At 70.6% G+C, this 23,504-nt stretch carries 19 protein-coding genes; 15 read left to right on the top strand and 4 right to left on the bottom strand.

The genetic code is table 11. The features are described from left to right. Nucleotides 1-24: 24 nt before the first annotated feature. The 3 genes from L0984_RS26605 to pdxR form a co-directional block, all read right to left on the bottom strand. A complete protein-coding gene (locus L0984_RS26605; protein ID WP_234197390.1) occupies nucleotides 25-1,647 on the bottom strand; it encodes a hydantoinase B/oxoprolinase family protein in 1,623 nt (540 codons plus the stop codon). Beyond that, nucleotides 1,644-3,752 carry a hydantoinase/oxoprolinase family protein gene (locus L0984_RS26600; RefSeq protein WP_234197389.1) on the bottom strand — a complete coding sequence of 703 codons (2,109 nt, stop codon included), beginning with the start codon at nucleotides 3,750-3,752 and terminating at the stop codon, nucleotides 1,644-1,646. The genes L0984_RS26605 and L0984_RS26600 overlap by 4 nt, the downstream gene beginning before the upstream one ends. Before the next feature lie 413 nt (nucleotides 3,753-4,165). Beyond that, complete coding sequence (gene pdxR, locus L0984_RS26595) at nucleotides 4,166-5,716, bottom strand: MocR-like pyridoxine biosynthesis transcription factor PdxR (RefSeq protein ID WP_234197388.1); 1,551 nt, start codon at nucleotides 5,714-5,716, stop codon at nucleotides 4,166-4,168. 178 nt (nucleotides 5,717-5,894) lie between these two features. Here pdxR and L0984_RS26590 point away from each other — a divergent pair, with 178 nt between their 5' ends. The 11 genes from L0984_RS26590 to L0984_RS26540 all read left to right on the top strand — a co-directional run bounded on the left by L0984_RS26590 (nucleotide 5,895) and on the right by L0984_RS26540 (nucleotide 18,208). Beyond that, nucleotides 5,895-6,296 (top strand): nuclear transport factor 2 family protein, encoded by a 402-nt coding sequence (locus L0984_RS26590; protein ID WP_234197387.1) that lies wholly within the window; start codon nucleotides 5,895-5,897, stop codon nucleotides 6,294-6,296. Nucleotides 6,297-6,318: 22 nt separating this feature from the next. Beyond that, entirely contained in the window at nucleotides 6,319-7,719 is a 1,401-nt protein-coding gene (locus L0984_RS26585) for an NAD(P)/FAD-dependent oxidoreductase (RefSeq protein ID WP_234197386.1), read from the top strand. 45 nt (nucleotides 7,720-7,764) lie between these two features. Continuing rightward, nucleotides 7,765-9,363, top strand: a complete 1,599-nt coding sequence (locus L0984_RS26580) for an ABC transporter substrate-binding protein (RefSeq protein ID WP_234197384.1) — start codon at nucleotides 7,765-7,767, stop codon at nucleotides 9,361-9,363. Nucleotides 9,364-9,370: 7 nt separating this feature from the next. Next, nucleotides 9,371-10,345 carry an ABC transporter permease gene (locus tag L0984_RS26575; protein WP_234197382.1) on the top strand — a complete coding sequence of 325 codons (975 nt, stop codon included), beginning with the start codon at nucleotides 9,371-9,373 and terminating at the stop codon, nucleotides 10,343-10,345. Nucleotides 10,346-10,348: 3 nt separating this feature from the next. After that, on the top strand, nucleotides 10,349-11,251 hold the full coding sequence (locus L0984_RS26570) for an ABC transporter permease (protein WP_234197381.1): 903 nt from the start codon (nucleotides 10,349-10,351) through the stop codon (nucleotides 11,249-11,251). Between the two features lies 1 nt (nucleotide 11,252). Continuing rightward, complete coding sequence (locus L0984_RS26565; protein ID WP_234197380.1) at nucleotides 11,253-12,296, top strand: ABC transporter ATP-binding protein; 1,044 nt, start codon at nucleotides 11,253-11,255, stop codon at nucleotides 12,294-12,296. A gap of 20 nt (nucleotides 12,297-12,316) precedes the next feature. After that, the gene (locus L0984_RS26560) at nucleotides 12,317-13,366 is read left to right on the top strand and encodes an ABC transporter ATP-binding protein (RefSeq protein ID WP_234197379.1); all 1,050 of its coding nucleotides are present in this window, start codon (nucleotides 12,317-12,319) and stop codon (nucleotides 13,364-13,366) included. A gap of 81 nt (nucleotides 13,367-13,447) precedes the next feature. Next, entirely contained in the window at nucleotides 13,448-15,097 is a 1,650-nt protein-coding gene (locus L0984_RS26555; protein ID WP_234197378.1) for an amidohydrolase, read from the top strand. A 40-nt stretch (nucleotides 15,098-15,137) separates the two neighbouring features. Continuing rightward, nucleotides 15,138-16,181, top strand: coding sequence for a CobW family GTP-binding protein (locus L0984_RS26550; protein WP_234197377.1), 1,044 nt, complete (start codon nucleotides 15,138-15,140; stop codon nucleotides 16,179-16,181). Continuing rightward, complete coding sequence (locus tag L0984_RS26545) at nucleotides 16,178-17,101, top strand: EamA family transporter (protein WP_234197376.1); 924 nt, start codon at nucleotides 16,178-16,180, stop codon at nucleotides 17,099-17,101. The genes L0984_RS26550 and L0984_RS26545 overlap by 4 nt, the downstream gene beginning before the upstream one ends. Before the next feature lie 222 nt (nucleotides 17,102-17,323). After that, a complete protein-coding gene (locus L0984_RS26540; RefSeq protein ID WP_234197375.1) occupies nucleotides 17,324-18,208 on the top strand; it encodes a DMT family transporter in 885 nt (294 codons plus the stop codon). A 31-nt stretch (nucleotides 18,209-18,239) separates the two neighbouring features. Here L0984_RS26540 and andR read toward each other — a convergent pair whose 3' ends face one another. Then, a complete protein-coding gene (gene andR / locus L0984_RS26535) occupies nucleotides 18,240-19,268 on the bottom strand; it encodes an anthranilate 1,2-dioxygenase regulatory protein AndR (RefSeq protein ID WP_234197373.1) in 1,029 nt (342 codons plus the stop codon). Nucleotides 19,269-19,478: 210 nt separating this feature from the next. Here andR and andAc point away from each other — a divergent pair, with 210 nt between their 5' ends. From andAc to L0984_RS26515, 4 genes are all read left to right on the top strand, one after another. Next, on the top strand, nucleotides 19,479-20,765 hold the full coding sequence (gene andAc / locus L0984_RS26530; RefSeq protein WP_234197372.1) for an anthranilate 1,2-dioxygenase large subunit AndAc: 1,287 nt from the start codon (nucleotides 19,479-19,481) through the stop codon (nucleotides 20,763-20,765). Between the two features lie 13 nt (nucleotides 20,766-20,778). Then, nucleotides 20,779-21,291 (top strand): anthranilate 1,2-dioxygenase small subunit AndAd, encoded by a 513-nt coding sequence (gene andAd, locus L0984_RS26525; protein ID WP_234197371.1) that lies wholly within the window; start codon nucleotides 20,779-20,781, stop codon nucleotides 21,289-21,291. Nucleotides 21,292-21,387: 96 nt separating this feature from the next. Next, complete coding sequence (locus L0984_RS26520) at nucleotides 21,388-22,566, top strand: ABC transporter substrate-binding protein (protein ID WP_234197370.1); 1,179 nt, start codon at nucleotides 21,388-21,390, stop codon at nucleotides 22,564-22,566. A 13-nt stretch (nucleotides 22,567-22,579) separates the two neighbouring features. After that, the gene (locus tag L0984_RS26515; protein WP_234197369.1) at nucleotides 22,580-23,500 is read left to right on the top strand and encodes a branched-chain amino acid ABC transporter permease; all 921 of its coding nucleotides are present in this window, start codon (nucleotides 22,580-22,582) and stop codon (nucleotides 23,498-23,500) included. The last annotated feature ends 4 nt before the right edge of the window (nucleotides 23,501-23,504 follow it).

Below are 23,504 nucleotides of genomic sequence, written 5' to 3'. Positions count from 1 at the left end.
CGGTGCGGCCGTTCGGGCCGGTGCCTACAGGTAGCCCAGGCGCCGGTCGCGCTCGATGGCCTCCGGCACTCTTTCGGCTGCGGGCCCGTAGCCGCCGCCGCCGGGCGTGCGCAGGGTGACCTCGTCGCCAGGCTGGAGCACCTGGGGGACACGCGAATCGACCGGCCGCCCGTTGATGAGCACTGCCCCGAGTTGCCCGCTTGCGCCGCCATGCAGCCCGGGCGCTGGCACGTGGATGCGCTCGGTGAGGAACACCGCGGTCAGCGGCGTCGGGTTCTGGTTGACGAAGCTGACCTCTTCGCCCAGGCCGCCGCGGTGCTGCCCGGCGCCGCCCGAGCCGGCCACGAAGGTCTTGCGCTTGAAGTGCAGCGGCGAATCCCGCTCGGCCACCTCGATCGGCGTCGGCGAGATGTTGCTGGGCCAGGACATGACCGACGCGCCGTCCTTGATCTGCGTGCCGCCCATGCCCCCGTTGAAGAAGAGCACGGTGGCGAAGGGCTTGCCATTGGCGCGGCGCCCGCTCAGGTTGGTGATCCACACCGGCGAGCCCACGCCCGCCATGACCCGTCCGGGCAGGATGTCCGCGAGCGCGCCGAAGACCAGCATGGGCACGTAGTGGCCGGTGCAGGAGCGCCCGCCGACGGGCGCCGGGGACACCGGGTTGAGCAACGACCGCTGCGGTGCCAACGTGGTGATGGGCAGCAGCAGTCCGTGGTTGTTCGGCAGGTCCGGCACGAGCATGCATTTGATGGCGTAGGCCGTCATCGCATGGGTGTACGGGAGCACGCAATTGACCGCCCGGGGCTGCTCGCCGGAGGTGCCCGCGTAGTCGCAGACGATGTCGCCGTCGCCCACCACGACCTTGACCTGGAACTCGAAACGCTGGTCGAAGCCATCCGTCTCCATGCGGTAGGCGTATTCGCCGGCCGGCAGCTGGCGGATGGCCTGGCGCATGGCCTGCTCGCTGCGCTCGAAGAGCGCGGCGGCCAGGCTGTCCACTTCGGTGAGCCCGTACTCGGCCAGCAGATCACCCACGCGCTGGGCGATCAGCTCCGTCGCCCCGGCATGGCACCAGATGTCGCCCACCGTCTGCTCCGGGGTGCGGACATTGCTGCGCAGCAGGCCCAGCAGCGTGGCGTCGGGCTCCCCCTGCCGCAGGAAGTGCATCGGTGGAATGTGGAAGCCTTCCTCGAACAGCTCGCGTGCGTCCACCGAGCGGATCTTCCCGCCGATGTCGGGCACATGCCCCGCCGTGGCGGCGAAGCCGATCAGGCGCTGCGCATGGAACAGCGGCTTGACCAGGCACACGTCGTTGAGGTGGCCCGTCCCGATCCAGGGGTTGTTCGTGATGTAGATGTCGTCCGGGCGCATGCTGGCGGCACCGATCGCTTCCAGCATCGCCCGGACCGTGTTGCCCAGCGTGCCGATGAAGGAGGGAATGGCGCCCGCGTTCTCCGCGATCGTGCGGCCCTGCGAGTCGGTCATGACGACGGCGAAGTCGTTGGCCTCCGACGAGAGGGTCGAGAACGACGTGCGCACGATGAGCTTGGCCGCCTCGCTGACCGCCGAGCGCAGCCGGGTCCAGAAGATCTCCAGGAAGATGGGGTCCACGTCCTGGGCGGGCGAAGAGGGAGTCTGCGTCGTCATGCCTGGCGCTCCTGAATGTCGATCACGAGATTGGCGTTGCTGCTCACGCGCAGGGTGCCCAAGGGCCCCACCACCGTGGTGGTGCCCGCCTCTTCCACCAGCACCGGCCCCGCGATGCGCTGGCCCGGGCGAAGGTCTTCCCGGGCATACACCGGCGTGTCCACGAAGCCCTGGCGCTCATGGAAATAGACCGGCCGTGTGGCCTTGGGCCGCGCGGGCTCGCCCGGCGGCAGCGGCCTGGGCTCGAAGCGCTGCCTCGGCGGCGCGCTGCCGGCCACGCGCAGGTTGACCAGTTCCACCGGCACGTCCGGCGGCACCCGCCCGAACTTCTGCCGGTACTCGGCCCGGAAGGCCTGATCCAGGCCATCGCGCCAGCGCTGCTCGCCCGGCGCGTCGTCGAAGGCGTAGGGACCATCGGGCAGCGCCACGGTCAGGTTGAAGCCCTGGCCGACGAAGCGCCCATCGGCCCGGCGCTGCAGATGCCGGGGGCCGAAATCCGCCTCCAGCGCGGCCAGGGGCTGCGCGACCTCGGCCTCCAGTTCGGCGAAGGCCTGTTCCAGCTGCCGCAGGTCGTCGCTGACGGGCTTGAAGCTCACCGTGCGGGACCGGTCGGCCCTGGCCGCCGACACCAGCAGGCCGAAGGCCGAGGCGACGCCTGCTTCCGGCGGGCAGACGATGGTCGAGATGCCGATCTTGCGGGCCACGTAGTAGGCGTGCAGCGGCCCGCCACCGCCCGTGGCCACCAGGATGTACCGGCGCGGGTCCTGGCCCTTCTCCGCCACGTGGACGCGCGCTGCCGCCGCCATGTTCTCGGCCACGATGTTGTGCACGCCCCAGGCTGCCGCCGTGGCGTCGTGGCCCAGCGCCTGCCCCAGCGCCGAGAAGGCCGCGCGGGCCGGTGCGGCCGCGATGGCGATCGATCCGCCAGCGAAGAAGTCGGCATTCAGATAGCCCAGCAGCAGGTTGGCGTCCGTCACGGTGGGCTCCTGGCCGCCGCGGCCGTAGCACACCGGTCCGGGCTCGGAGCCGGCGCTTCGGGGCCCCACCTTGAGCAGGCCCAGCGGGTCGCGCTGCGCGATGCTGCCGCCGCCGGCGCCGATCTCGATCAGGTCCACCGTGGTGATGTTGATCGGCATGCCGCTGCCCTCGGCGAAGCGCTTGCGCCGGGCCGCCTCGAAGCCGAAGGCGATCGATGGCGTGCCCTCGTTGACCAGGCAGAGCTTGGCCGTCGTTCCGCCCATGTCGAAGGCCAGCAGGTTCGCCATCTGCTCGCGCAGGCTGTGGTACGTGGCCGAGATGGCGCCCGCCGCGGGTCCCGATTCGAGCAGGGCGATGGGGTGCTCGCGCGCATATTCGATGCGCGCCAGGCCGCCGTTGGACAGCATCATCAGGATGTCTTCGGGCAGGCCGATGCGGCCCAGCTGCTGCGCGAGGACGTCCAGGTAACGCCGGGCCATGGGCTTGATGTAGGCGCAGGCCAGCGTCGTGCTCATGCGTTCGTATTCGCGGATCACCGGCGCCGTCGCGCTGGACAGCGTCAGCGTGAGCTGCGGAAACGCCTGCGCGATGGCCTGCGCGAGCTGGCGCTCGTGCAGATCCGAGCGATAGGCGTGCAGCAGGCAGATGGCCAGCGATTCCACGCCTGCGTCCACCAGGCGGGCCACCTCGGCCAGCGCCTGCTCGATGGCCAGGGCCTCGATCTCCTGCCCCTGCGCGTCCATCCGCCCCGCCACCTCGGCGCGCAGATGGCGAGGTGCCAGCGGCGGCGCGCGGTCGATGTGCAGGTCGTACAGGTCGTACTTGCGCTCGTTGCCCATTTCGACGATGTCGCCGAAGCCGCGGGTCGCGAGCATGCCCGTGCAGGCCCCGCGCCGCTCGATCAGCGCGTTGGTGAACAGCGTGGTGGCGTGCACGACCTGCCGCACGTCCGCGGCCGCGATGCCGTTGCGCGCCAGCAGGTGGGCAATGCCCTCGGCCACCGCCAGCGTGGGGTCGGCGTAGGTCGTCAGGACCTTCAGACTGCGCTGTTCCCCGCTCGCGTGGTTCAACGCGACCAGGTCGGTGAACGTGCCACCGATGTCGATGCCAATGGCCCAATGAGGCAAAGCAATACTCCTATGGATCTGGTGTGTGGCCTTGGCGGCCGGGGTTCACGCGGTGCCTGCGCGGGCATGCCGCTGCATGGCGTCGCGCTGCGGAGGGGCCATGGGCAGCACCAGGCGCTCGAGACCGCCCAACGACAACCCGATGCCGAAGAGCTGCAGCGCCGAAAAAGACGGACGGCGATTGTTGCGCGACGGGCTGCCACTCGACGGCGACCAGCCCGGATGCCCCCGTGAAGTCACGGCGCCACAAGGCATGCCCCGCGTCGCCAGGCAAGGCGGGCTGCATGACGCGGCGCATGGCTTGCCCCGCCCAGGTTCAAGGTGGATGTCGCCGTCTTCTCGGGTCGGCGTGGCCAGCACGACGGCGCGTGGATGCGCAAGCGCTGCGAGAGGGTCGCCACCATTCCCCGCCCTCAATGCACCGGCGCCGCCCGCCGCACCCCCCGCGCCGCCGCCAGCTCGTGCACCGCCAGCGCCAGCGCCCGCACGCCCGCATCGATCTGCGCCCCCGAGATGGACGACAGCCGCAGCCGGAACTGCGGGCACGGGTACGGCGGCTGGTCGTAGAACACGCGCCCCGCTTCGATCAGCACCCCATGGCCGCGGGCCACGTCGGCCAGCTCGGCCGAGTCCAGCCACTCCGGCCCTTCCACCCACACCGAGGCGCCGCCCTGCGGCGGCGTGAAGCGGAAGTCCGGCAGGTACTGCCGCAACGCCTGCGCCACCCGCGCCAGGCGCTCCTGCATGATCTGGTTGACCCGCCGCGCATGCGACTCGTGGTGCCCGAGCGAGAGGAAGAGCGCATAGGCATGCTGCAGGAAGGCGCTGGGGTGGCGCACCATGGCATGGCGCAGCACCCGCAGCTCGGCGATCAGCTCGCGCGAGGCCACGATGTAGCCCAGCCGCAGCGCCGGCGACAGGCTCTTGGAGAGCGAGCCGATGTAGATCACCCGCCCGCCCGTGTCCAGGCTCTTGAGCGCGGGCATGGGCATGCCCGCGTACAGGTTCTCGGCCTCGTAGTCGTCCTCGACGATGACGAAGTCCTGCAGCTCGGCCTTGCGCAGCAGCCACTGGCGCCGCTCCAGGCTCAGCGTGCGGGTGGTGGGGCTCTGGTGGCTGGGCGTGACGAAGACGTAGTCCACCTGCGGCATCGCGTCCACCACCAGGCCGTCGTCGTCCACCGCGATGTTGACGAACTGCGGGTCGCGCACGCGGAAGGAGTTGCGGGCATGCGGATGGCCCGGCTCCTCGCAGCCCACGCGCGTGCGGGCATCGAACAGCGCCTCGGCCAGCAGGTAGAAGGCATGCTGCGAGCCCACGGTGATGAGGATCTCGTCGGCCAGCGCATACACGCCGCGCTTGGGCAGCAGGCGCTGGCGGATCTGCGTGACCAGGTCGTCCACGTCCACCTGCTCGAAGTCGGGCGTCCAGTGCGGCAGCTGCACGCGCGCCAGGCTGCGCAGGCAGCATTCGCGGAAGTCGTCGGTGGGAAAGAGCTCCGGGTCGTAGGTGCCGTAGACGAACTGGTAGGGGTAGTCGTGCCAGCGCTCGGGCTTGGCCAGCGTGGGCCGGTCGCGCTGCGAGCGCAGCACGCGGGCGCGCCAGTCGGGCGGGCGCGGCGTGCTGCCGGCCGCCGCCTCGGGCGCGAAAGGATTGGCCTCGGCCGGCGCCGCCTGCAGCGGCGAGGCATCGGCCGCCACGAACACGCCGCGCCGCGGGCGCGCCTCCAGAAAGCCTTCCTCCACCAGCTGCTCGTACGCGGCCGTGACCGTGTTGCGGCTGAGCGAGAGGGCCTGGGCCAAGTCGCGCGAGGAGGGCAGGGGCGTGCCCGGGCCCAGGCGTCCATCGAGGATGGCCTGCACGATCACCGCGCGCAGCCGCACCTGGATCGGCAGGCCGGGCTGCTCCGGCAGGCGGAAGAGGCGGGCCCACAAGGGGCGGTTCGGGTCGTCGGTGGCGGGCATGGCGGAGGGGTCCAGGGATTCGTGCGCATGCACACAAGCGGGGCGCGATCACGCTGTTGGTGCGTCGCTGGCGCCCCGTGGCTTGGCCGATGGGCCGGCACTGGCTCTATGGCGTTGCGTGCGTGCTTCCTAGACTGGATTGCATCTTTCGCGCCACGCCTTGCCCGCTGCCCCTGCCATGACTTCTGCCTCTTCTTCCCCCGTCACCGTGGAGATGCTCGCCGCCTTCTCCGATGCCTGGAACCGCCATGACCTGCCCGCACTGATGGGCTTCATGCATGCCGACTGCGTCTTCGAGACGGCCGCCGGCCCCGAGGCTTGCGGCGCGCGCCACAGCGGCACCGAGGCCGTGGCCGCGGCTTTCGAGGCGGCGTGGAAGAACTTTCCCGATGCGCAGTGGCGCAACGGCCGGCACTTCGTGGCCGGCGAACGCGGCGTCTCGGAATGGACCTTCACCGGCACCGCCGCCGACGGCTCGCGCGTCGAGGCGGATGGGGTGGACGTGTTCACCTTCCAGGACGGAAAGATCCTGGTGAAGAACGCCTTCCGCAAGATGCGCCCCGCGCTGCCCAAGGCCTGACTTCCGCGAAGGCGAACCCACCATGGCCATCACCACCCCGCGCGAAGTCTTCGCGCCCTACGACCCGGCCTACGACCCGCTGGTCTCGGCCGGCCCCGGCCACAACCGCGACTACGCGCCCACCTACTGGGCCGCCACGGCAGGCACGCCGCCGGACGACGACGGTCCCATCACCGCCGACGTGGATGCGGACGTGGTCATCATCGGCTCGGGCTTCACCGGCCTGGCCGCGGCGCTGTTCCTGGCCAAGGAGCACGGCATCAAGGCCACGGTGCTCGAAGCCAACCGGGTGGCCTGGGGCTGCACCAGCCGCAATGGCGGCCAGGGGCAGAACGCCAGCGGCCGGCTCTACCGCTCGCAGTGGATCGAGCGCTGGGGCCTGGACGTGGCGAAGAAGCTCGACGCCGAGATCCGCTTCGGATTCCAGACCTTCGCCGACCTGGTGGCGCAGATCGACTGCGACGCGCAGCCGGGCGGTCACCTCTTCGTGGCGCACCGCGACAAGAAGATGGACTTCCTGCGCCGCGAGACCGAGGTGATGCGCCAGCACTTCGGATACGACGCCCGCATGCTGTCGGCCGAGGAAGTGCGCCGCGACTGGTGCGGCGACCAGGACGCCAAGGGCGCGCAGTACGAGTCCGAAGGCATCTCGGTGCATCCGCTCAAGCTGGCGCACGGCTACCTGAAGATGGCGCGCGAGCTGGGCGCCCGCGTGCACCCGGCCAGCCCCGTCATCGGCTGGGAGACGAAGAACGGCGTGCACCACCTGCGCACGCCCGGCGGTACGGTGCGTGCACGCGCGGTGGGCATCGCCACGGGCGCGTACACGGCGCCGGGGCTCTACCCGGGGCTGAAGAACCGCTACTTCCCGGTGCTGTCCAACTCCATCGTCACGCGCCCGCTCACGCCGGCCGAGCTGGAGGCCACGGGCTTCAAGACGCGCATCGCCATCACCGACACGCGCACGCTGCGCTTCTATTACCGCCTGCTGCCCGACAACCGCGTGCAGATCGGCAGCCGCAGCGCCATCACCGGCGCCGACGCACACCGCGACGCGCACTACCGCCTGCTCACCGAGGGCCTGGCGCGCAAGTTCCCGGCGCTCAAGGACATCGAGATCGCCCACTCCTGGTGGGGCTGGGTGGACGTGAGCCACGACATGATGCCCCGCGTGGTGCAGCCCGATGCCGCGCAGCAGGTCTTCTATGCGCTGGGCTACGGCGGCAACGGCGTCTCCTTCTCGGCCCATGCGGGCCGCCGCATGGCGCAACGCATCGCCGGCCAGGCCGACGCCGCCTTCGGCCTGCCCATCTACCAGGGTGCGCTGCCCTTCCCGGCGCAGGGCGAATGGGCGGCGCCCTTCCGCCGCCTGGGCCAGAGCTTGCTCTACCGCTGGTACTGGCTGCGCGACGAAGTGATCTGAGCCGCGGCGTCCCCTCTCTTTCCATTCGATCCAGGAGTGCATTCCATGACCACCCCGTTCCTCACCCGCCGCGCCCTGTCGCTGGCCGCGGCCGCGCTGCTGGCCGGCAGCAGCCTGCTCGGCACCGCTGCCCAGGCCCAGGAAATCAAGAAGGGCGGCACGCTGGTGATCGGCACCACGCAGGCGCCGCGGCACCTCAATGGTGCCGTGCAGTCGGGCATCGCCACGGCCGTGCCCTCCACCCAGCTCTTCGCCAGCCCGCTGCGCTTCGACGACAAGTGGAACCCGCAGCCCTACCTCGCCGAGAGCTGGAAGCTGTCGGAGGACGGCAAGTCGCTCACGCTCAACCTGCGCAAGGACGCCGTCTTCCACGACGGCAAGCCCATCACCTCGGAGGACGTGGCCTTCTCCATCATGGCCATCAAGGCCAACCATCCGTTCTCGACCATGCTCGCGCCGGTGGAGAAGGTGGAGACGCCCAACCCCACCACCGCCATCATCCGCATGAGCACGCCGCACCCGGCCATCGTGCTGGCGATGTCGCCGGCGCTGTGCCCGATCATGCCCAAGCACATCTACGGCGACGGCACCGACCTCAAGAACAACCCGCGCAACAGCCAGAACCTGGTGGGCTCCGGGCCCTTCAAGCTGGTGGAGTTCAAGGCCGGCCAGCGCGTGGTGATGGAGAAGTTCGACAAGTTCTTCCTGCCCGGCAAGCCCTACCTCGACAAGATCATCCTGAACATCGTGCCCGACGGTCAGAGCCTGGTGCTGGGCATGGAGCGCGGCGACCTGCAGATGCTGCCCTACGCCGCCAGCGCGGTGGACCTCAAGCGCCTGAAGGCCAACCCCAACCTGGTGATGACCGACAAGGGCTTCGAGGGCATCGGCCCCATCAACTGGCTGGCCTTCAACACCGCCAAGAAGCCGCTGAACGACGTCAACGTGCGCAAGGCCATCGCCTACGCCATCGACAAGAACTTCATCACCAAGGCGCTGATGGGCGGCTTCGCCACCGTGGACGACGGCCCCATCGTGCCGGGCAGCCCCTTCGCCGTGCCCGACCTGGTGAAGTACCCGCTGGACCTGAAGAAGTCGGCCGAGCTGCTGGACGCGGCGGGCCTCAAGCCGGGCGCGGGCGGCGAGCGCTTCAAGCTCACCATCGACTACATCCCCGGCAACGACGAGCAGCAGAAGAACGTGGCCGAGTACCTGCGCTCGCAGCTCAAGAAGGTGGGCATCGCCGTGGAGGTGCGCGCCTCGGCCGACTTCCCGGCCTGGGCCAAGCGCGTCGCCAGCCGCGACTTCGACATGACCATGGACACCGTCTTCAACTGGGGCGACCCGGTCATCGGCGTGCACCGCACCTACCTGTCGACCAACATCAAGCCCATCGTCTGGACCAACACGCAGGACTATGCCAACCCCAAGGTGGACGAGCTGCTGAATGCGGCCGGCGGCATCATGGACCCGGTCAAGCGCAAGGCCTACTACGCCACCTTCCAGAAGATCGTGACGGACGAGGTGCCCATCGTCTACATCAACCTGGCGCCCTACCACACGGTGGCCAGCAAGCGTGTGGGCAACCTGCCGACCACCATCTGGGGTCCCGCGTCGCCCATGGATGACGTCTTCCTGAAGTGAGCCGGCGATGAAGCTGCTCAAGCCCCTGGCCTCACGTCTGCTGCAGGCCCTGGGCCTGGTGCTGGCCGTGGTGGTGCTCAACTTCGCGCTGGTGCATGCCGCGCCCGGCGATCCGGTGGAGACCATCGCCGGCATGAGCGGTGGCATGTCCGAGGAGCTGAAGGCCGAGCTGCGCCAGAGCTACGGCCTGGACAGGCCGCTGCCGGTGCAGCTGGGCATCTACCTCGGGCGCGTGGCCCGGCTGGACCTGGGCCAGTCCTACATCTTCAACCTGCCGGTGGTCGACCTGATCGCCGAACGCATTCCGGCCACGCTGCTGCTGGTGCTGAGTTCGGTGGTGTGCGCCTTCCTGCTCGGCACCGCGCTGGGCGTGCTGGCCGCGCGCAAGCCCAACGGCTGGTTGTCGCAGGCCATCACCGTCTTCTCGCTGGTGGGCTTCGCGGCGCCGGTGTTCTGGAGCGGGATGATGCTGATGATCCTGTTCGCCTCGGTGTGGCCGATCCTGCCGGTATCGGATATGCGCTCGATCGACAGCGACGGCCGCGGCCTGGCCGGCGTGGTGGACGTGCTGTGGCACCTGGTGCTGCCGATGTTCACGCTGTCGATGGTGTACCTGGCCCAGTACAGCCGGCTGGCGCGCGCGAGCATGCTGGAGGTGCTGGGCGCCGACTTCATCCGCACGGCGCGGGCCAAGGGCCTGGCCGAGGGCGTGGTGCTCTACAAGCATGCGCTGCGCAATGCGGTGCTGCCGGTGGTGACGGTGCTGGGCCTGCAGTTCGGCAACGTGCTGGCGGGCGCCATCCTGGTCGAGACGGTCTTCAACTGGCCGGGCCTGGGCCGCCTGGCCTACGAGTCGGTGCTGCGCCGCGACTACCCGACCATCCTGGGCGTGCTGCTGCTGTCGGCGGTGGTCGTGCTGGTGATGAACCTGCTCACCGATCTTTGCTACCGCCTGATCGATCCTCGAATCAAGAGCAAGTAAGCGATGTCCGCCCTTCCCATCTCCCCTGGCGAGCCCGCACCGGCCGCCATGCCGCTGCCGGCCGCGCCCTCGCCCGCGCGCGAGGCGCTGACCATGTTCATGCGCAACCCGGCGGCGGTGGCCGGGCTGGTGCTGCTCGCGCTCATCGTGCTGGTCGCGGTGGTCGGGCCTTGGCTGGTGCAGGCCGATCCCTTCGAGATCCGCGGCGCGCCGCTCAGCCCGCCGGGCACCGAGGATGTGTGGCTGGGCACCGACCAGCTCGGCCGCGACGTCGGCATCGCGCTGCTCTACGGCGGCCGGGCCACGCTGCTGGTGGGCGCGGTGGCGGCGCTGCTGTCGGTCACCATCGGCGTCACGCTGGGCGCGCTGGCCGGCTTCTACGGCGGCCGGGTCGATGCGCTGCTGATGCGCGTCACCGAGTTCTTCCAGGTGCTGCCGGCGCTGCTCTTCGCCATGGTGGTGGTCACGCTGTTCTCGCCCAGCCTGGTGACGGTGGTGCTGTCCATCGGCCTGGTGAGCTGGCCCGGCACGGCGCGGCTGGCGCGGGCCGAGTTCATGAAGGTGCGCGACCTGGAGTTCGTGCGGGCCGAGCGCGCCATCGGCGCGGGCAATGCACGGCTGATCTGGAAGGTGATCCTGCCCAACGCCATCGCGCCGCTGGTGGTCTCGGCCACGCTGGCCGTGGGCTCGGCCATCCTGTTCGAGGCGGGCCTGTCCTTCCTGGGCCTGGGCGACCCCAACCTGATGAGCTGGGGAATGATGATCGGCAGCAGCCGCCAGTACGTGCTCTCGGCCTGGTGGGCGGTGGCGATCCCGGGCGCGGCCATCTTCCTGACCGTGCTGGCCGTGAGCCTGATCGGCGACGGGCTCAACGATGCCCTCAACCCCAAACTTCGCGAGCGTTGAGATGACCGAAGCCCTTCTCCAGGTCGACGACCTGCGTGTCGAGTTCGCCACCCGCCGCGGCAAGGCGCTGGTGCTCAACGGCGTGAGCTTCGAGGTGCACGCGGGCGAGACGCTGTGCGTGGTCGGCGAATCGGGCTGCGGCAAGAGCATGACGGCGCTGGCCATCCTGGGTCTGGTGCCGCAGCCGCCGGGCCGCGTGGCGGGCGGCGCGGTGCGCTTCCAGGGCGAGGACCTGGTGCACGCCACGCCCGAGCGGCTGCGCGCGGTGCGGGGCAACCGCATCTCCATGATTTTCCAGGAGCCGATGACCTCGCTCAACCCGGTCTACACCGTGGGCGAGCAGATCGCCGAATCGCTGCGCCTGCATGCGCGGCTGGACCGCAAGGCCGCCCATGCCCGCGCCGTCGAGATGCTGCGCCAGGTGGGCATTCCCGCGCCCGAGCGGCGCGTGGACGAGTACCCGCACCAGCTCTCCGGCGGCATGCGCCAGCGCGTGATGATCGCCATGGCGCTGGCCTGCCGGCCCGACATCCTGATCGCCGACGAGCCCACCACCGCGCTGGACGTGACGGTGCAGGCGCAGATCTTCGACCTGCTGCGCGATCTGCAGCGCGAGCGCGGCACCGCCATCGTGCTCATCACGCACGACATGGGCGCGGTGGCCGAGATGGCCGACCGCGTGATGGTGATGTACGCCGGCCGCGTGATCGAGCAGGGCCGCGCGGACGACGTGCTGGGCGCGCCGCAGCATCCGTACACGCAGGGCCTGATCGCCTGCCTGCCCGAGCTGGGCAGCAGCCAGGCCGGCGAGCGCGCCGAGCTGGCGGAGATCCCGGGCGTGGTGCCCTCGCTGTGGGAGCTGGGCCATGGCTGCGCCTTCCGCGAGCGTTGCCCCCAGGCCCATGCGCGCTGCGCGGCCGAGGTGCCACCCATGTTCGCGGCCGAGGGCGCGCCCGGCCATGGCGCGGCCTGCTGGCTGCTGGCGGAGACCGCGGCATCGACGCCGGCCACCGCATCGCCCGCCGCCGAAGCGGTGCGCGCCTGAACCCCAGCGCCGTCGCCGCCATGAGCCAACTCATTCCCTTCCCCAACATGCCCGCTCCCGTCACGCCACCGCCGCCGGTGCTGCTCTCCGTCACCGACCTCAAGGTGCACTTCCCCAGCGCCGGTGGGCGCGTGGTGCGGGCGGTGGATGGCGTGAGCTTCGAGCTGCGCCGCGGCACCACGCTGGCCGTGGTGGGCGAATCGGGCTCGGGCAAGACCACCACCGCCCTGGCCGTGATGCGGCTCGCGCCCATCACCGAGGGCGGCATCCGCCTGGGCACCACCGAGCTGAGCCTGGTCAACGGCGAGAACCTGCGCCGCGCGCGCAGCCGGCTGCAGATGGTCTTCCAGGACCCGTATTCCTCGCTCAACCCGCGCCAGCGTGTGGGCGAGGCGGTGCGTGCGCCGCTGGACCTGATGAAGATCGGCACGCCCGACGAGCGCGCCGCGCGGGTGGACGAGCTCTTCCATGCCGTCGGCCTGCGGCCCGAGCAGCAGCACCTGTTCCCGCACCAGTTCTCGGGCGGGCAGCGCCAGCGCATCAACATCGCGCGCGCCCTGGCCACCAACCCGGAGCTGGTGGTCTGCGATGAGCCGGTGTCGGCGCTGGACATCGCCATCCGCGCGCAGATCCTCAACCTGCTCGCGCGGCTGCAGCGCGAGCTGGGGCTGACCTACCTGTTCATCTCGCACGACATGGCGGTGGTGGAGCACATCTGCGACGAGATCGCCGTCATGTACCTGGGCCAGATCGTGGAGCGCGCACCGCGCCGCACCTTCTTCTCCCGGCCGCTGCATCCCTACAGCGTGGCGCTGATGTCGGCCGTGCCCACGGTGCGCGGTGGCCGTGCGCGGGCGGCGCAGCGCATCCGGCTGGTGGGCGATCCGCCCAGCCCGCTCGATCCGCCCCCGGGCTGCCGCTTCGCCGGCCGCTGCCCGGTCGCCGAGCCGGCCTGCAGCCAGCCGCAGCAGCTGCGCGAGGTGCAGCCGGGCCACTGGGTGGCCTGCCACAAGGTCACGCTGCAGGCGGGCCGGCCCGTGCCGCCGCTGGCGTTGCCCGACGCGGCGTGATGCGGCCTGACCTGGCCTGAACATCTGCCATCGGCACGGCCGCCGCAACCAGGCCGTGCGCCTTCAACCAATCCCCACACCATGTCCCCCATCACCGTCTTCCAGGCCCGCCAGATCCTCACCATGAACCCGCGCCAGCCGCAGGCCACCCACGTGGCCGTGCGCGAGGGCCGCATCCTGGGCGTGGGCGACCTGGCGCGCATGCAGGCCTTCGGCGACTTCACGCTCGACACCCGCTATGCCGACCAGGTGCTGATGCCCGGCCTGGTCGAAGGCCATTCGCACCTCATGGCCGGCGGGCTGTGGAAGTTCAGCTTCGTCGGCTTCCATGCGCGCACCTCGCCCGACGGCCGCGTGTGGGAGGGCTGCCGCAACTTCGACGAGGTGATCGCCCGCCTGCGCGCCGCCGACGCCGCGCTCACCGACCCCAAGGCACCGCTGCTGGCCTGGGGCTTCGATCCGCTCTTCTTCGGCACCGAGCGCATGACGGTGGAGCACCTGGACCAGGTCTCCACCACGCGGCCGGTGGTCATCCTGCATGCCAGCCAGCACCTGATGAACGTCAACCGCGCCGCGCTGGCCGCGGCCGGCATCGACCGCGACACCGACATCGAGGGCATCGCCCGCTTCGCCGATGGCGAGCCCAGCGGCGAGCTGCAGGAGTTCGCGGCCATGTTCCCCATCACGCGGCTGGTGGGCAACATCTTCCGCATCACCGGCTCCTCGCCCGAGAGCCTGCGCCTGTTCGGCCAGATGGCGCGGCTGGCGGGCGTGACCACCGCCACCGACCTGGTCAACGACCTGGCCGAGTCCAACCATGTGGCCATGATGCAGGTCACCGGCGAGCCCGGCTTCCCGGTGCGGCTGGTGCCGGCCTACCTGTGCCTGGACGGCAGCCTCAACCGCGCGCAGGGCGCGGCGCGCATCCGCGAGCGGCAGGCGCAGGCCGAGGGCAACGCCAAGCTGCACTACGGGCTGGTCAAGATCGTGGCCGACGGCTCCATCCAGGGCTTCACGGCCCGTGTGCGCTGGCCGGGGTACCACAACGGCGCGCCCAACGGCATCTGGATCCTGCCGCCGGCGGAGCTCAAGGCCGCCATCCGCGACTTCCATGCGCAGGGCTTCCAGCTGCACATCCACACCAACGGCGACGAGGCCACCGAGCTGGCGCTGGACGGCATCGAAGAGGCGCTGGCCGCGCACCCGCGCGCCGACCACCGCCATACGCTGCAGCACTGCCAGATGGCCGATGCGGCGCAGTTCCGCCGCATGGCCACGCTGGGCGTGTGCGCCAACCTGTTCGCCAACCACATCTACTACTGGGGCGAGGCGCACCTGTCGCAGACCATGGGCCCCGACCGCGCCTTCCGCATGGACGCCTGCGCCACCGCGCTCGCGCACGGCGTGCCGCTGGCCATCCATTCCGATGCGCCCATCACGCCGCTGGCGCCGCTGTTCACCGCCTGGTGCGCCGTCAACCGGCTCACGTCCAGTGGCCGCGTGCTGGGCGAGGCCGAGCGCATCGGCGTGCCCGAGGCGCTGTGGGCCATCACCCAGGGCGCCGCCTATACCCTGGGCCTGGACGACCGCATCGGCTCCATCGAGGTGGGCAAGTGGGCCGACTTCTGCGTGCTGGACGAAAGCCCGCTGGCCGTCGCGCCCGAAGCGCTGAAGGACCTGCGCGTGGCCGGCACGGTGATCGGCGGCGTGCCGACCGAGGCGGCGGCGTGAGGGGCGCGATGCGCTTCGCACGCGCAGGCGGGCTGCCGGCATGAGGCCGCGCATCCCCCTCACCGTCATCGGCGGCTTCCTGGGCGCGGGCAAGACCACGCTGCTCAACCACCTGCTCGCGCAGTCGGGCGACCGGCGCATCGCCGTGCTGGTCAACGACTTCGGCGCCATCAACATCGACCGCGCGCTCATCGCCAGCGAAGAAGCCGGCGCCATCGAACTGACCAACGGCTGCGTCTGCTGCGCCATCGGCGACGACCTGACGACGGCGCTCATCGGCCTGATCGAGCGCGATCGACCGCCCGAGGCCATCGTGATCGAGGCCAGCGGCGTCTCCGACCCCTGGCGCATCGCGCAGGTGGGGCTGGCCGACCCCGCCCTGGCGCTGGACGCCGTGCTGGTGCTGGCCGACGCCACCATGCTGCGCGAACAGGCGGCCGACCCGCTGCTGGCCGACAGCGTGCGGCGGCAGCTGGACGCGGCCGACCTGCTGGTGCTGAACAAGACCGACCTGGTCGACGACGCCACGCTGTCCGGCCTGCGTGCATGGCTCGATGCCGACTGGCCCGCCACGCCGCGCATCGAGACCGTGCAGGCCCGCGTGCCGGCGGCGCTGCTGCAGGCACCGCGCCTGCCGCGGGCGGACGACGGCCCTACGCGTTGCGCAGCCTGCGGGGGCGAGCACGGCCACATGCATGCGGACCACCACCGGCCCGCGCACGACGCGCGGCACGCCGACGCGCTGCACGCTCACCACGACCACGGCGACGTGGACCATGCCCAGCTCTTCGAGACCTGGGCCCTGCGCGATGCGCCGGTCTTCCACGCGCCCGCCCTGCGTGCGCTGCTCAAGGCCATGCCGCCCGGCGTGCTGCGCCTCAAGGGCCTGGTGCGCACCGACGCGCATCCGGGCCTGGTCGAGCTGCAGTTCGCCGGCCGCCACGGCGCGCTGCGTGCGGCACCGACCGCCGCCATGCCGGAAGCCGCCGACACCCTGGTCGCCATCGGCCTGCGCGGCCGCCTGCCGGCGCACGAACTGGCGCAGCGCCTGCAGGCCGCCGCCGCCGTCAAGGAGGCCGCATGACCCGCCCTGCCCACAGCTTCGCTGGCCTGGACCTGCTCGCCGCCCTCGGCGTGGTGGTCATCTGGGGCCTCAACTTCGTCGCGATGAAGTACTCGCTGCGCGACTTCACGCCCTTCCAGCTGGGCTTCTTCCGCTATGTGTTCGCGGTGCTGCCGCTGATCTTCTTCGTGCGCAAGCCGCGCCTGTCCTGGCGCTGGCTGGTGCCCGCGGGCCTGGCACAGCTGGGGCAGTTCGGCCTGCTCTTCGTCGCGCTGAAGGTGGGCATGACGGCGGCCCTGGCCTCGGTGCTGATGCAGACGCAGGTCTTCTTCACCACGCTGCTGGGCGTGGCCCTGCTGGGCGAGCGCCTGTCCGGGCCGCTGCGCGCGGGCCTGGCGCTGGCCGCGGTGGGCCTGCTGTGCTTCGGCCTCAACTTCGCGGGCGGCTCGGCCACGGCCGGCATCACCGTGCTGGGCCTGGTGCTGAACCTGGGCGGTGCCTTCATGTGGGCCGCCTCCAACATCGTGGCGCGCCGGGCGCAGGCCGCGCAGCCGGGCTACGACCCGCTGCAGTTCGTGGTGTGGATGTCGCTGGTGCCCATCCTGCCCTTCGGCGCGATGGCGCTGTTCTTCGAGCCCGCGGCGACGCACGACCAGTGGCGCCACGCCAGCCTGGGCGGCTGGCTGGGCGTGGCCTACCTGGGCTGGTTTGCGACCATCGCCGCCTATGCGATGTGGACCGGCCTGCTCAAGCGCCATCCCGCCAACCGCGTGGCGCCCTTCAGTCTGGGCGTGCCGGTGATCGGCCTGGCCGCCGGCATGCTCACGCTGGGCGAGCGTGTGACGGCCTGGCAGTGGGCCGGCAGCGCCTGCGTGGTGGCGGCGCTGGGGGTGGTGATGTTCGGGGGCCGGTGGATGACGCGGAAGCAGGCGATGGCCTGAGAAGAGTCCTTTCCGACCGGCGCTGTCTGAGCCCCTCTCCCCTCGCGGGAGAGGGGTTGGGGAGAGGGGGCATCCTCGCCCCGGACGGTTGGCCTTGCCACCGCCGCCCCCTCTCCCCAGCCCTCTCCCGCGAGGGGAGAGGGAGCAAGGGCTCGCCTCTGGCGTGCCGACCTTTGTCCCGCTGCCGGCAAGCCGCGCCCTGCCTGCGCACAATCCCCCGCCATGGAGACCCTCACCCGCCGCCAATGGGCGCTGCTCATTCCGCTGACCATCGCCTGGGGCATCAACTGGCCGATCATGAAGGTGGGAGTGAGCGACCTGCCGCCGCTGGCCTTCCGCGCCATGTCGCTGTGGCTGGGGGTGCCCGTGCTGGCGGTGGTGCTGCTGACGATGCGCCTGCCCTTCCGCGTGCCGCGCCGCCACTGGCCCGAGCTGCTGTGGCTGTCGGCCACCAACATGTTCGTCTGGCATGTGTGCATCATCATCGCGCTGCGCCACCTGTCGGGCGGGCGCGCGGCCATCCTGGGCTACACCATGCCGGTGTTCTCGGCCATCCTGGGCGCGTGGCTCTTCAACACCCGGCTGTCGGCCCGGGCCTGGATGGGCGTGGCAGCGGCTGCGCTGGGGGTGGCCTTCCTGCTGTGGCACGAGTTCACCGGCCTGGCCGGCAGCCCGGGCTTCGTGGCCCTGGCGCTGGTGGCGGCCGCCACCTGGGCGCTGGGCACACAGCTGCTGCGGCGCACCCAGCTGCCGGTGCCCACGCTCACGCTGTCTTTCTGGATGACCACGCTCACCGCCCTCGTGATGGGCGCGCTCTCGGCCCTGGCCGAACGCAGCGAATGGCACATGCCGGGCCCGGCGGCCTGGGGCGCCATCGTCTACAACGCGGTGGTGATCTTCGGCTTCGCCCACGTCGCCTGGTTCGTGCTGGCGCGCGGGTTGCCGCCGGTGGCCTCGACCATCAGCGTGATGATGATCCCGGTGCTGGGCGTGCTCAGCAGTGCGTTGTGGCTGGGCGAAGCCGTCTACTGGCAGGACTGGCTGGCCATGACCCTATTGATGGTGGCCATCGCCGCGGTGCTGCTGCCGACGCGCGCCAGGGCCTGAGGGCGCCCCGCCGCCTTTCCGCGTCGCGTGTTCAGCCTGCGGCGCGCAGCGTGTCCGAGGGCGACTCGCCGAAGCGCGCGCGGTAGGCCTGCGCAAAGCGGCCCAGGTGCGCGAAGCCGCAGTCCAGCGCCGCGATGGCGACGGTGATGCCGTCCTCGCCGGCGCGCAGGCGCTGGCGGGCGCGCTCCAGCCGCAGCTCGCGCAGGGTCTGCATGGGGCTTTCGTCGCGCACGCGGCGGAAGGCGTCGAGCAGCGTGCGCACCGACACGCCCGCGGCCGCGGCGATGTCGGCCAGGCGCAGGGGCTCGTCGGCATGCGATTCCATGTGGGCCATCGCGCGCCGCACGCAGGCCGCCTGGCTCGCCCCTGCGCCCGTACCGGCGGGCCGGGTGGCGATGCGCAGCGGCACGTCGTCGGTCCAGGGCTGGCCGGCCAGCAGCAGGTGCACCAGCAGCCGCTCCATCTCGGCCGCGACGATCGGGCTGGCCTGCACGGCCTGCATCAGCGCCTCGGAACTCAGCAGCAGGTGCAACTGTGCGCGCCAGGCCTGCAGGGCCGGGCGCCGCAGGTCCAGCGCGGCGTCGAAGCGCAGCGGCCGGCCGGTGTGCGACTCCAGCATGCGGCGGTCCAGCCGCAGCACGAACTGCTCGCAGTCGGGCGACAGGTCGGCCAGGAAGCGGCTGCCGGGTGCGCACACCATGCCGTGGCGCCCATCGGCCTGCAGCGGCCGGTCGTCGGCCAGCACCTCGGCATGGCCCTGCAGGCAGAACATGAGCAGGTGGTAGTCCTCCACCGGCGACACGTCCACGCGCGTGGTTTCGCCGAAGCGGATGGTGCCCACGCCGATGCCGCCCACACGCACGAAGTCCATGTGCGAGCGCCCGCCGCGCGGACGCTCCAGCGCCTGCAGCCGGTGCGGCTGCATGACGCGCGAGATGCGCTCGCGCGCGTCGTCCAGGTCCGAGGATTCGAACAGGCGGTGCGCGCGCAGCAGCCCCGGCACGAAGGCGGAACCGGAGCCGTGCGGGTCGGCGAAAGAGGAGGCGGCGGCTGGACGCATGGTCTGGCGGGGCTTCCGAACAGGGCCTGACGCAGCGCAAGAAGCGCGCCAGCCTTTTGTGGCATCGGCGGACCTGCAAGTCCTGCGCGATCCGGACAGCCGCGCCACCGAATCCGCGCGATTCGGATAGCCGCCGCGCGCCGCGCCTTCGACCATGCGGCCCATGACGCCCGGCCCTTGCCGGGCCCGCACAAGGAAGGAGTTCTTGCCATGAATCAACCGGTCGATCCTGGTGCACTGCAGGCGGCTGCCGCCGAGCGCGAGCAGCGCGTGGTGCACTTTCCGCAGGCCGACGGCTCGCGCGTGCCCTATGCCGTGTTCAGCTCGCAGGAGGTCTTCGAGCGCGAGCAGGAGCGCATCTACCGCGGCCCCACGTGGAGCTTCGTCGCGCTGGAGGCGGAGATCCCCAACCCCGGCGACTACAAGAGCACCTTCGTCGGCGACACGCCGGTGGTGGTCACCCGCGCGCCCGACGGCGAGCTGGCCTGCTGGGTCAACCGCTGCGCGCACCGCGGCGCCATGGTCTGCCGCAATGCCCGCGGCAATGCCAAGGTGCACACCTGCGTCTACCACCAGTGGGGCTTCAGCGCCAAGGGCGACCTGCAGGGCATTCCCTTCAAGCGCGGCCGCGACGGCGCGCCCGGCATGCCGCCGGACTTCGACAACAAGGCGCACGGCCTGCGCAAGCTGCGCGTGGACAGCTACAAGGGCCTGGTCTTCGCCAGCTTCAGCGACGAGGCGCCCACGCTCTCTGACTACATCGGCGAGCAGATGCGGCCCTGGGTGGACCGCGTGATGCACAAGAAGGTGGTGTACCTGGGCTGCACCCGCCAGTACGCGCGCAGCAACTGGAAGCTCTACTACGAGAACGTGAAGGACCCGTACCACGCGAGCCTGCTGCACCTCTTCCACACCACCTTCAACATCTTCCGCGTGGGCATGAAGGCGCGCTCGCTGGCCGACAAGACGCACGGCCTGCACAGCATCATCACCGCCACCAACATCGAGGAAGAGGGCGACACCGCCACCGCCTACAAGCAGCAGGCGATCCGCTCGATGGACGACGGCTTCCACCTGGAGGACGCGTCGGTGCTGGGCTTCATCTCGGAGTACGAGGAGGACTGCACCAACCACATCCAGACCATCTTTCCGCAGCTGGTGCTGCAGCAGATCCACAACACGCTGGTGGCGCGCCAGGTGCTGCCCAAGGCGCCGGGCGAGTTCGAGCTGGTCTTCCACTTCTTCGGCTACGAGGACGACACGCCCGAGCTGCGCGCGCTGCGCATCAAGCAGGCCAACCTGGTAGGGCCGGCGGGCTACATCTCGATGGAGGACACCGAGGCCACCGAGCTGGTGCAGCGCGGCACCGCCCGCGATGCGGACGCCACCTCGGTGCTGGACCTGGGCCGCACCGACCCGAACCGCGAGGACACCATGATCACGGAGAACCTGATCCGGAAGTTCTGGACCGGTTATCAGAAGCTGATGGGATATTGAGATGAGCACCGTGATGGAAGCCCCCCAGGCCGCCGCAGCAAGCGCTGCGCCCGACGTCGACATCGCCCTCTGGTTCCAGATCCACCAGCTGAACGAGCGCTACTGCGCCCTGCTGGACAACGACCGGCTGGAGGACTGGACGGCCCTGTTCACCGAAGACTGCCTGTACGAGATCGTGCCCAAGGAGAACGCCGACATGGGCCTGCCCATCGGCCTCGTGCACTGCACCAACGCGGGCATGCTGCGCGACCGCGTGGTGGCGCTGCGGCACGCCAACATCTACGAGTCGCACAGCTACCGCCACATGACCAGCGGCCTCACGATCACGCCGGTCGATGCGCAGACATTGACGGCCGAGTCCTCGTACGTGGTGGTGCAGACGCGCACGAACGGCGAGTCCTTCATCTTCCAGGCCGGGCGCTACCTGGACCGACTCGTGCGCACGCCCGCGGGCTGGCGCTTTGCGCAGCGGCGCGTGGTGTACGACACCTCGCGCGTGCTCACGCTGCTGGCCACGCCCATCTGAGAAGCCATTGCCGCATGCCATGGGGCACAAGCCCGATGGCATGCCGATTGCTGACTGCCGTCCATCCCATTCACGCATTCCCCGGAGAGGAAGCCCATGACCCCCGTTCGCACCCGGCCGCTGCTCGCTGCCGCCCTGGCCCTGGCCTTCGCCGCGCCCGTCTTCGCCGCCGACCCCATCAAGGTGGGCCTGGCGCTGGACATCTCCGGCCCCTTCGCGGCCGGCGGTGCCGAGACGCGCGATGCCATCAACCTGGCGATCAGGCTGCTCGACAACAAGCTGGGCGGCTACCCGGCCGAGTTCATCCAGGCCGACACCGCGGGCAGCCCCGACCAGGCCAAGCAGATCGTCGACCGCTTCGTGCAGCAGAACAAGATCGACTTCTTCACCGGCCCCACGCCCTCCAACGTGGCGCTGGCCGTGGGCCCGGCCCTGTTCGCGGCCAAGGTGCCCTTCATCACCAGCAACCCCGGCCCCAGCCAGTACGCCGGTGCCCAGTGCAACCCCTATTTCTTCGGCCAGAGCTACCAGAACGACACCTGGGACGAGGCCGCCGGCCAATGGGCCAGCGACCAGGGCCTGAAGAGCGCCTTCATCCTCGCGCCCAACTACCCGGCGGGCCGCGACCACCTCACCGGCTTCAAGCGCCTGTACAAGGGCCAGGTGGTGGCCGAGGTCTACGGCAAGGTCGGCCAGCTCGACTACGCGGCCGAGCTGGCGCAGATCCGCGCGGCCAAGCCCGAGGCGGTGTTCTTCTTCCTGCCCGGCGCCATGGGCATCAACTTCATCAAGCAGTTCGTGGCCTCGGGCCTGTCGAAGGACGTGCGGCTGGTGACCAACCCGGCCTCGGCCGACGAGGACACCATCGCCGCCGTGGGCGAGCCCATGCTGGGCCTGTTCTCCACCTCGCAGTGGTCGCACGACCTGCCCAATGCCGCCAACCAGAAGTTCGTGAGCGAGTTCCGCAAGGCCTACAAGCGCTACCCCACCTTCTATGCCGCGCAGGCCTACGACGCCATCCTAGCCATGGACGCCGCGGCCCGCGACGTGAAGGGCGACGTGAAGAACAAGGAGGCCGTGCTCAAGGCCCTGAAGGCCGCCAACTTCCAGTCCATCCGCGGGCCCTTCAAGTACGGCAACAACAACTTCCCGATCCAGGACTACTACCTGCGCGTGATCGGCAAGGACGCCGAGGGCAAGATCACCAACAAGACGCTGTCGACGCCGCTCAAGGGCTACCGCGACGCCTATCACCAACTCTGCAAATTGAAGTGACGGCGCGCCCGCGATGACGCCCATCCTTTTCATCGAGCAGATGCTCAACGGCCTGGGCTACGGGCTGATGCTCTTCCTGCTGGCCGCGGGGCTCACGCTGGTGTTCGGCATCATGGACGTGATGAACCTGGCCCATGGCTCGCTCTTCATGGGCGGCGCCTACGTGGCGGCCACGGTGCACACGGCCAGCGGCTCCTTCGTGATGGCGGTGGCGTCGGCGGTGCTGCTGGTCGTGGTGCTGGCGGTGCTACTCGAATGGCTGCTGGTGCGGCACCTGTACGGGCGCGACCACCTGTCGCAGGTGCTGGCCACCTTCGGCGTGATCCTGGTGGCCGACGACGTGGCCAAGATGATCTGGGGCCCGGCGCCGGTCATGGCCTCGGCGCCGCAGGCGCTGTCGGGCGCCGTCGAGCTGATGCCGGGCCTGCCCTACCCGGCCTACCGCCTCGTCATCCTGGCGGCGGGTGTGCTGGTGGCGCTGGGCCTGTATGCGCTGGTCAACCACACGCGCATGGGCATGCTGGTGCGCGCCGGTGCCTCCAACCGCGCCATGGCCGAGTTCATGGGCGTGCGGGTGGACCGGGTGTTCTCGCTGGTCTTCCTCCTTGGCGCCGCGCTCGCGGCCCTGGCCGGCGCGCTGATGGGCCCGCTCACCGCGGTGCAGGTGGGCATGGGCGAGGAGATCCTCATCCCCTCGCTGGTGGTGCTGGTCATCGGCGGCATCGGCTCGGTGCGCGGCGCCTTCGTGGCGGCCATGCTGGTGGGCCTGGTGGACACCATCGGCCGCGCCTTCGTGCCCATGGCGCTGCGCGGCCTGCTGCCGCCCACGCTGGTGTCGGACCTGGGGCCGCTGATCGCGGGCCTGGCCACCTATGCGCTGATGGCGGTGGTGCTGGCCGTCAAGCCGGCCGGGCTGTTCCCGGCCCGGGGGTGAGCGG

Origin of the sequence: Pseudacidovorax sp. NFM-22, assembly GCF_021401245.1 — a bacterium.
In the GTDB taxonomy this organism is placed as follows: Bacteria; Pseudomonadota; Gammaproteobacteria; order Burkholderiales; family Burkholderiaceae_C; genus Xenophilus.
Note: the sequence above shows the minus strand (reverse complement) of the source record. Positions and strands in the feature narration are given on the sequence as shown.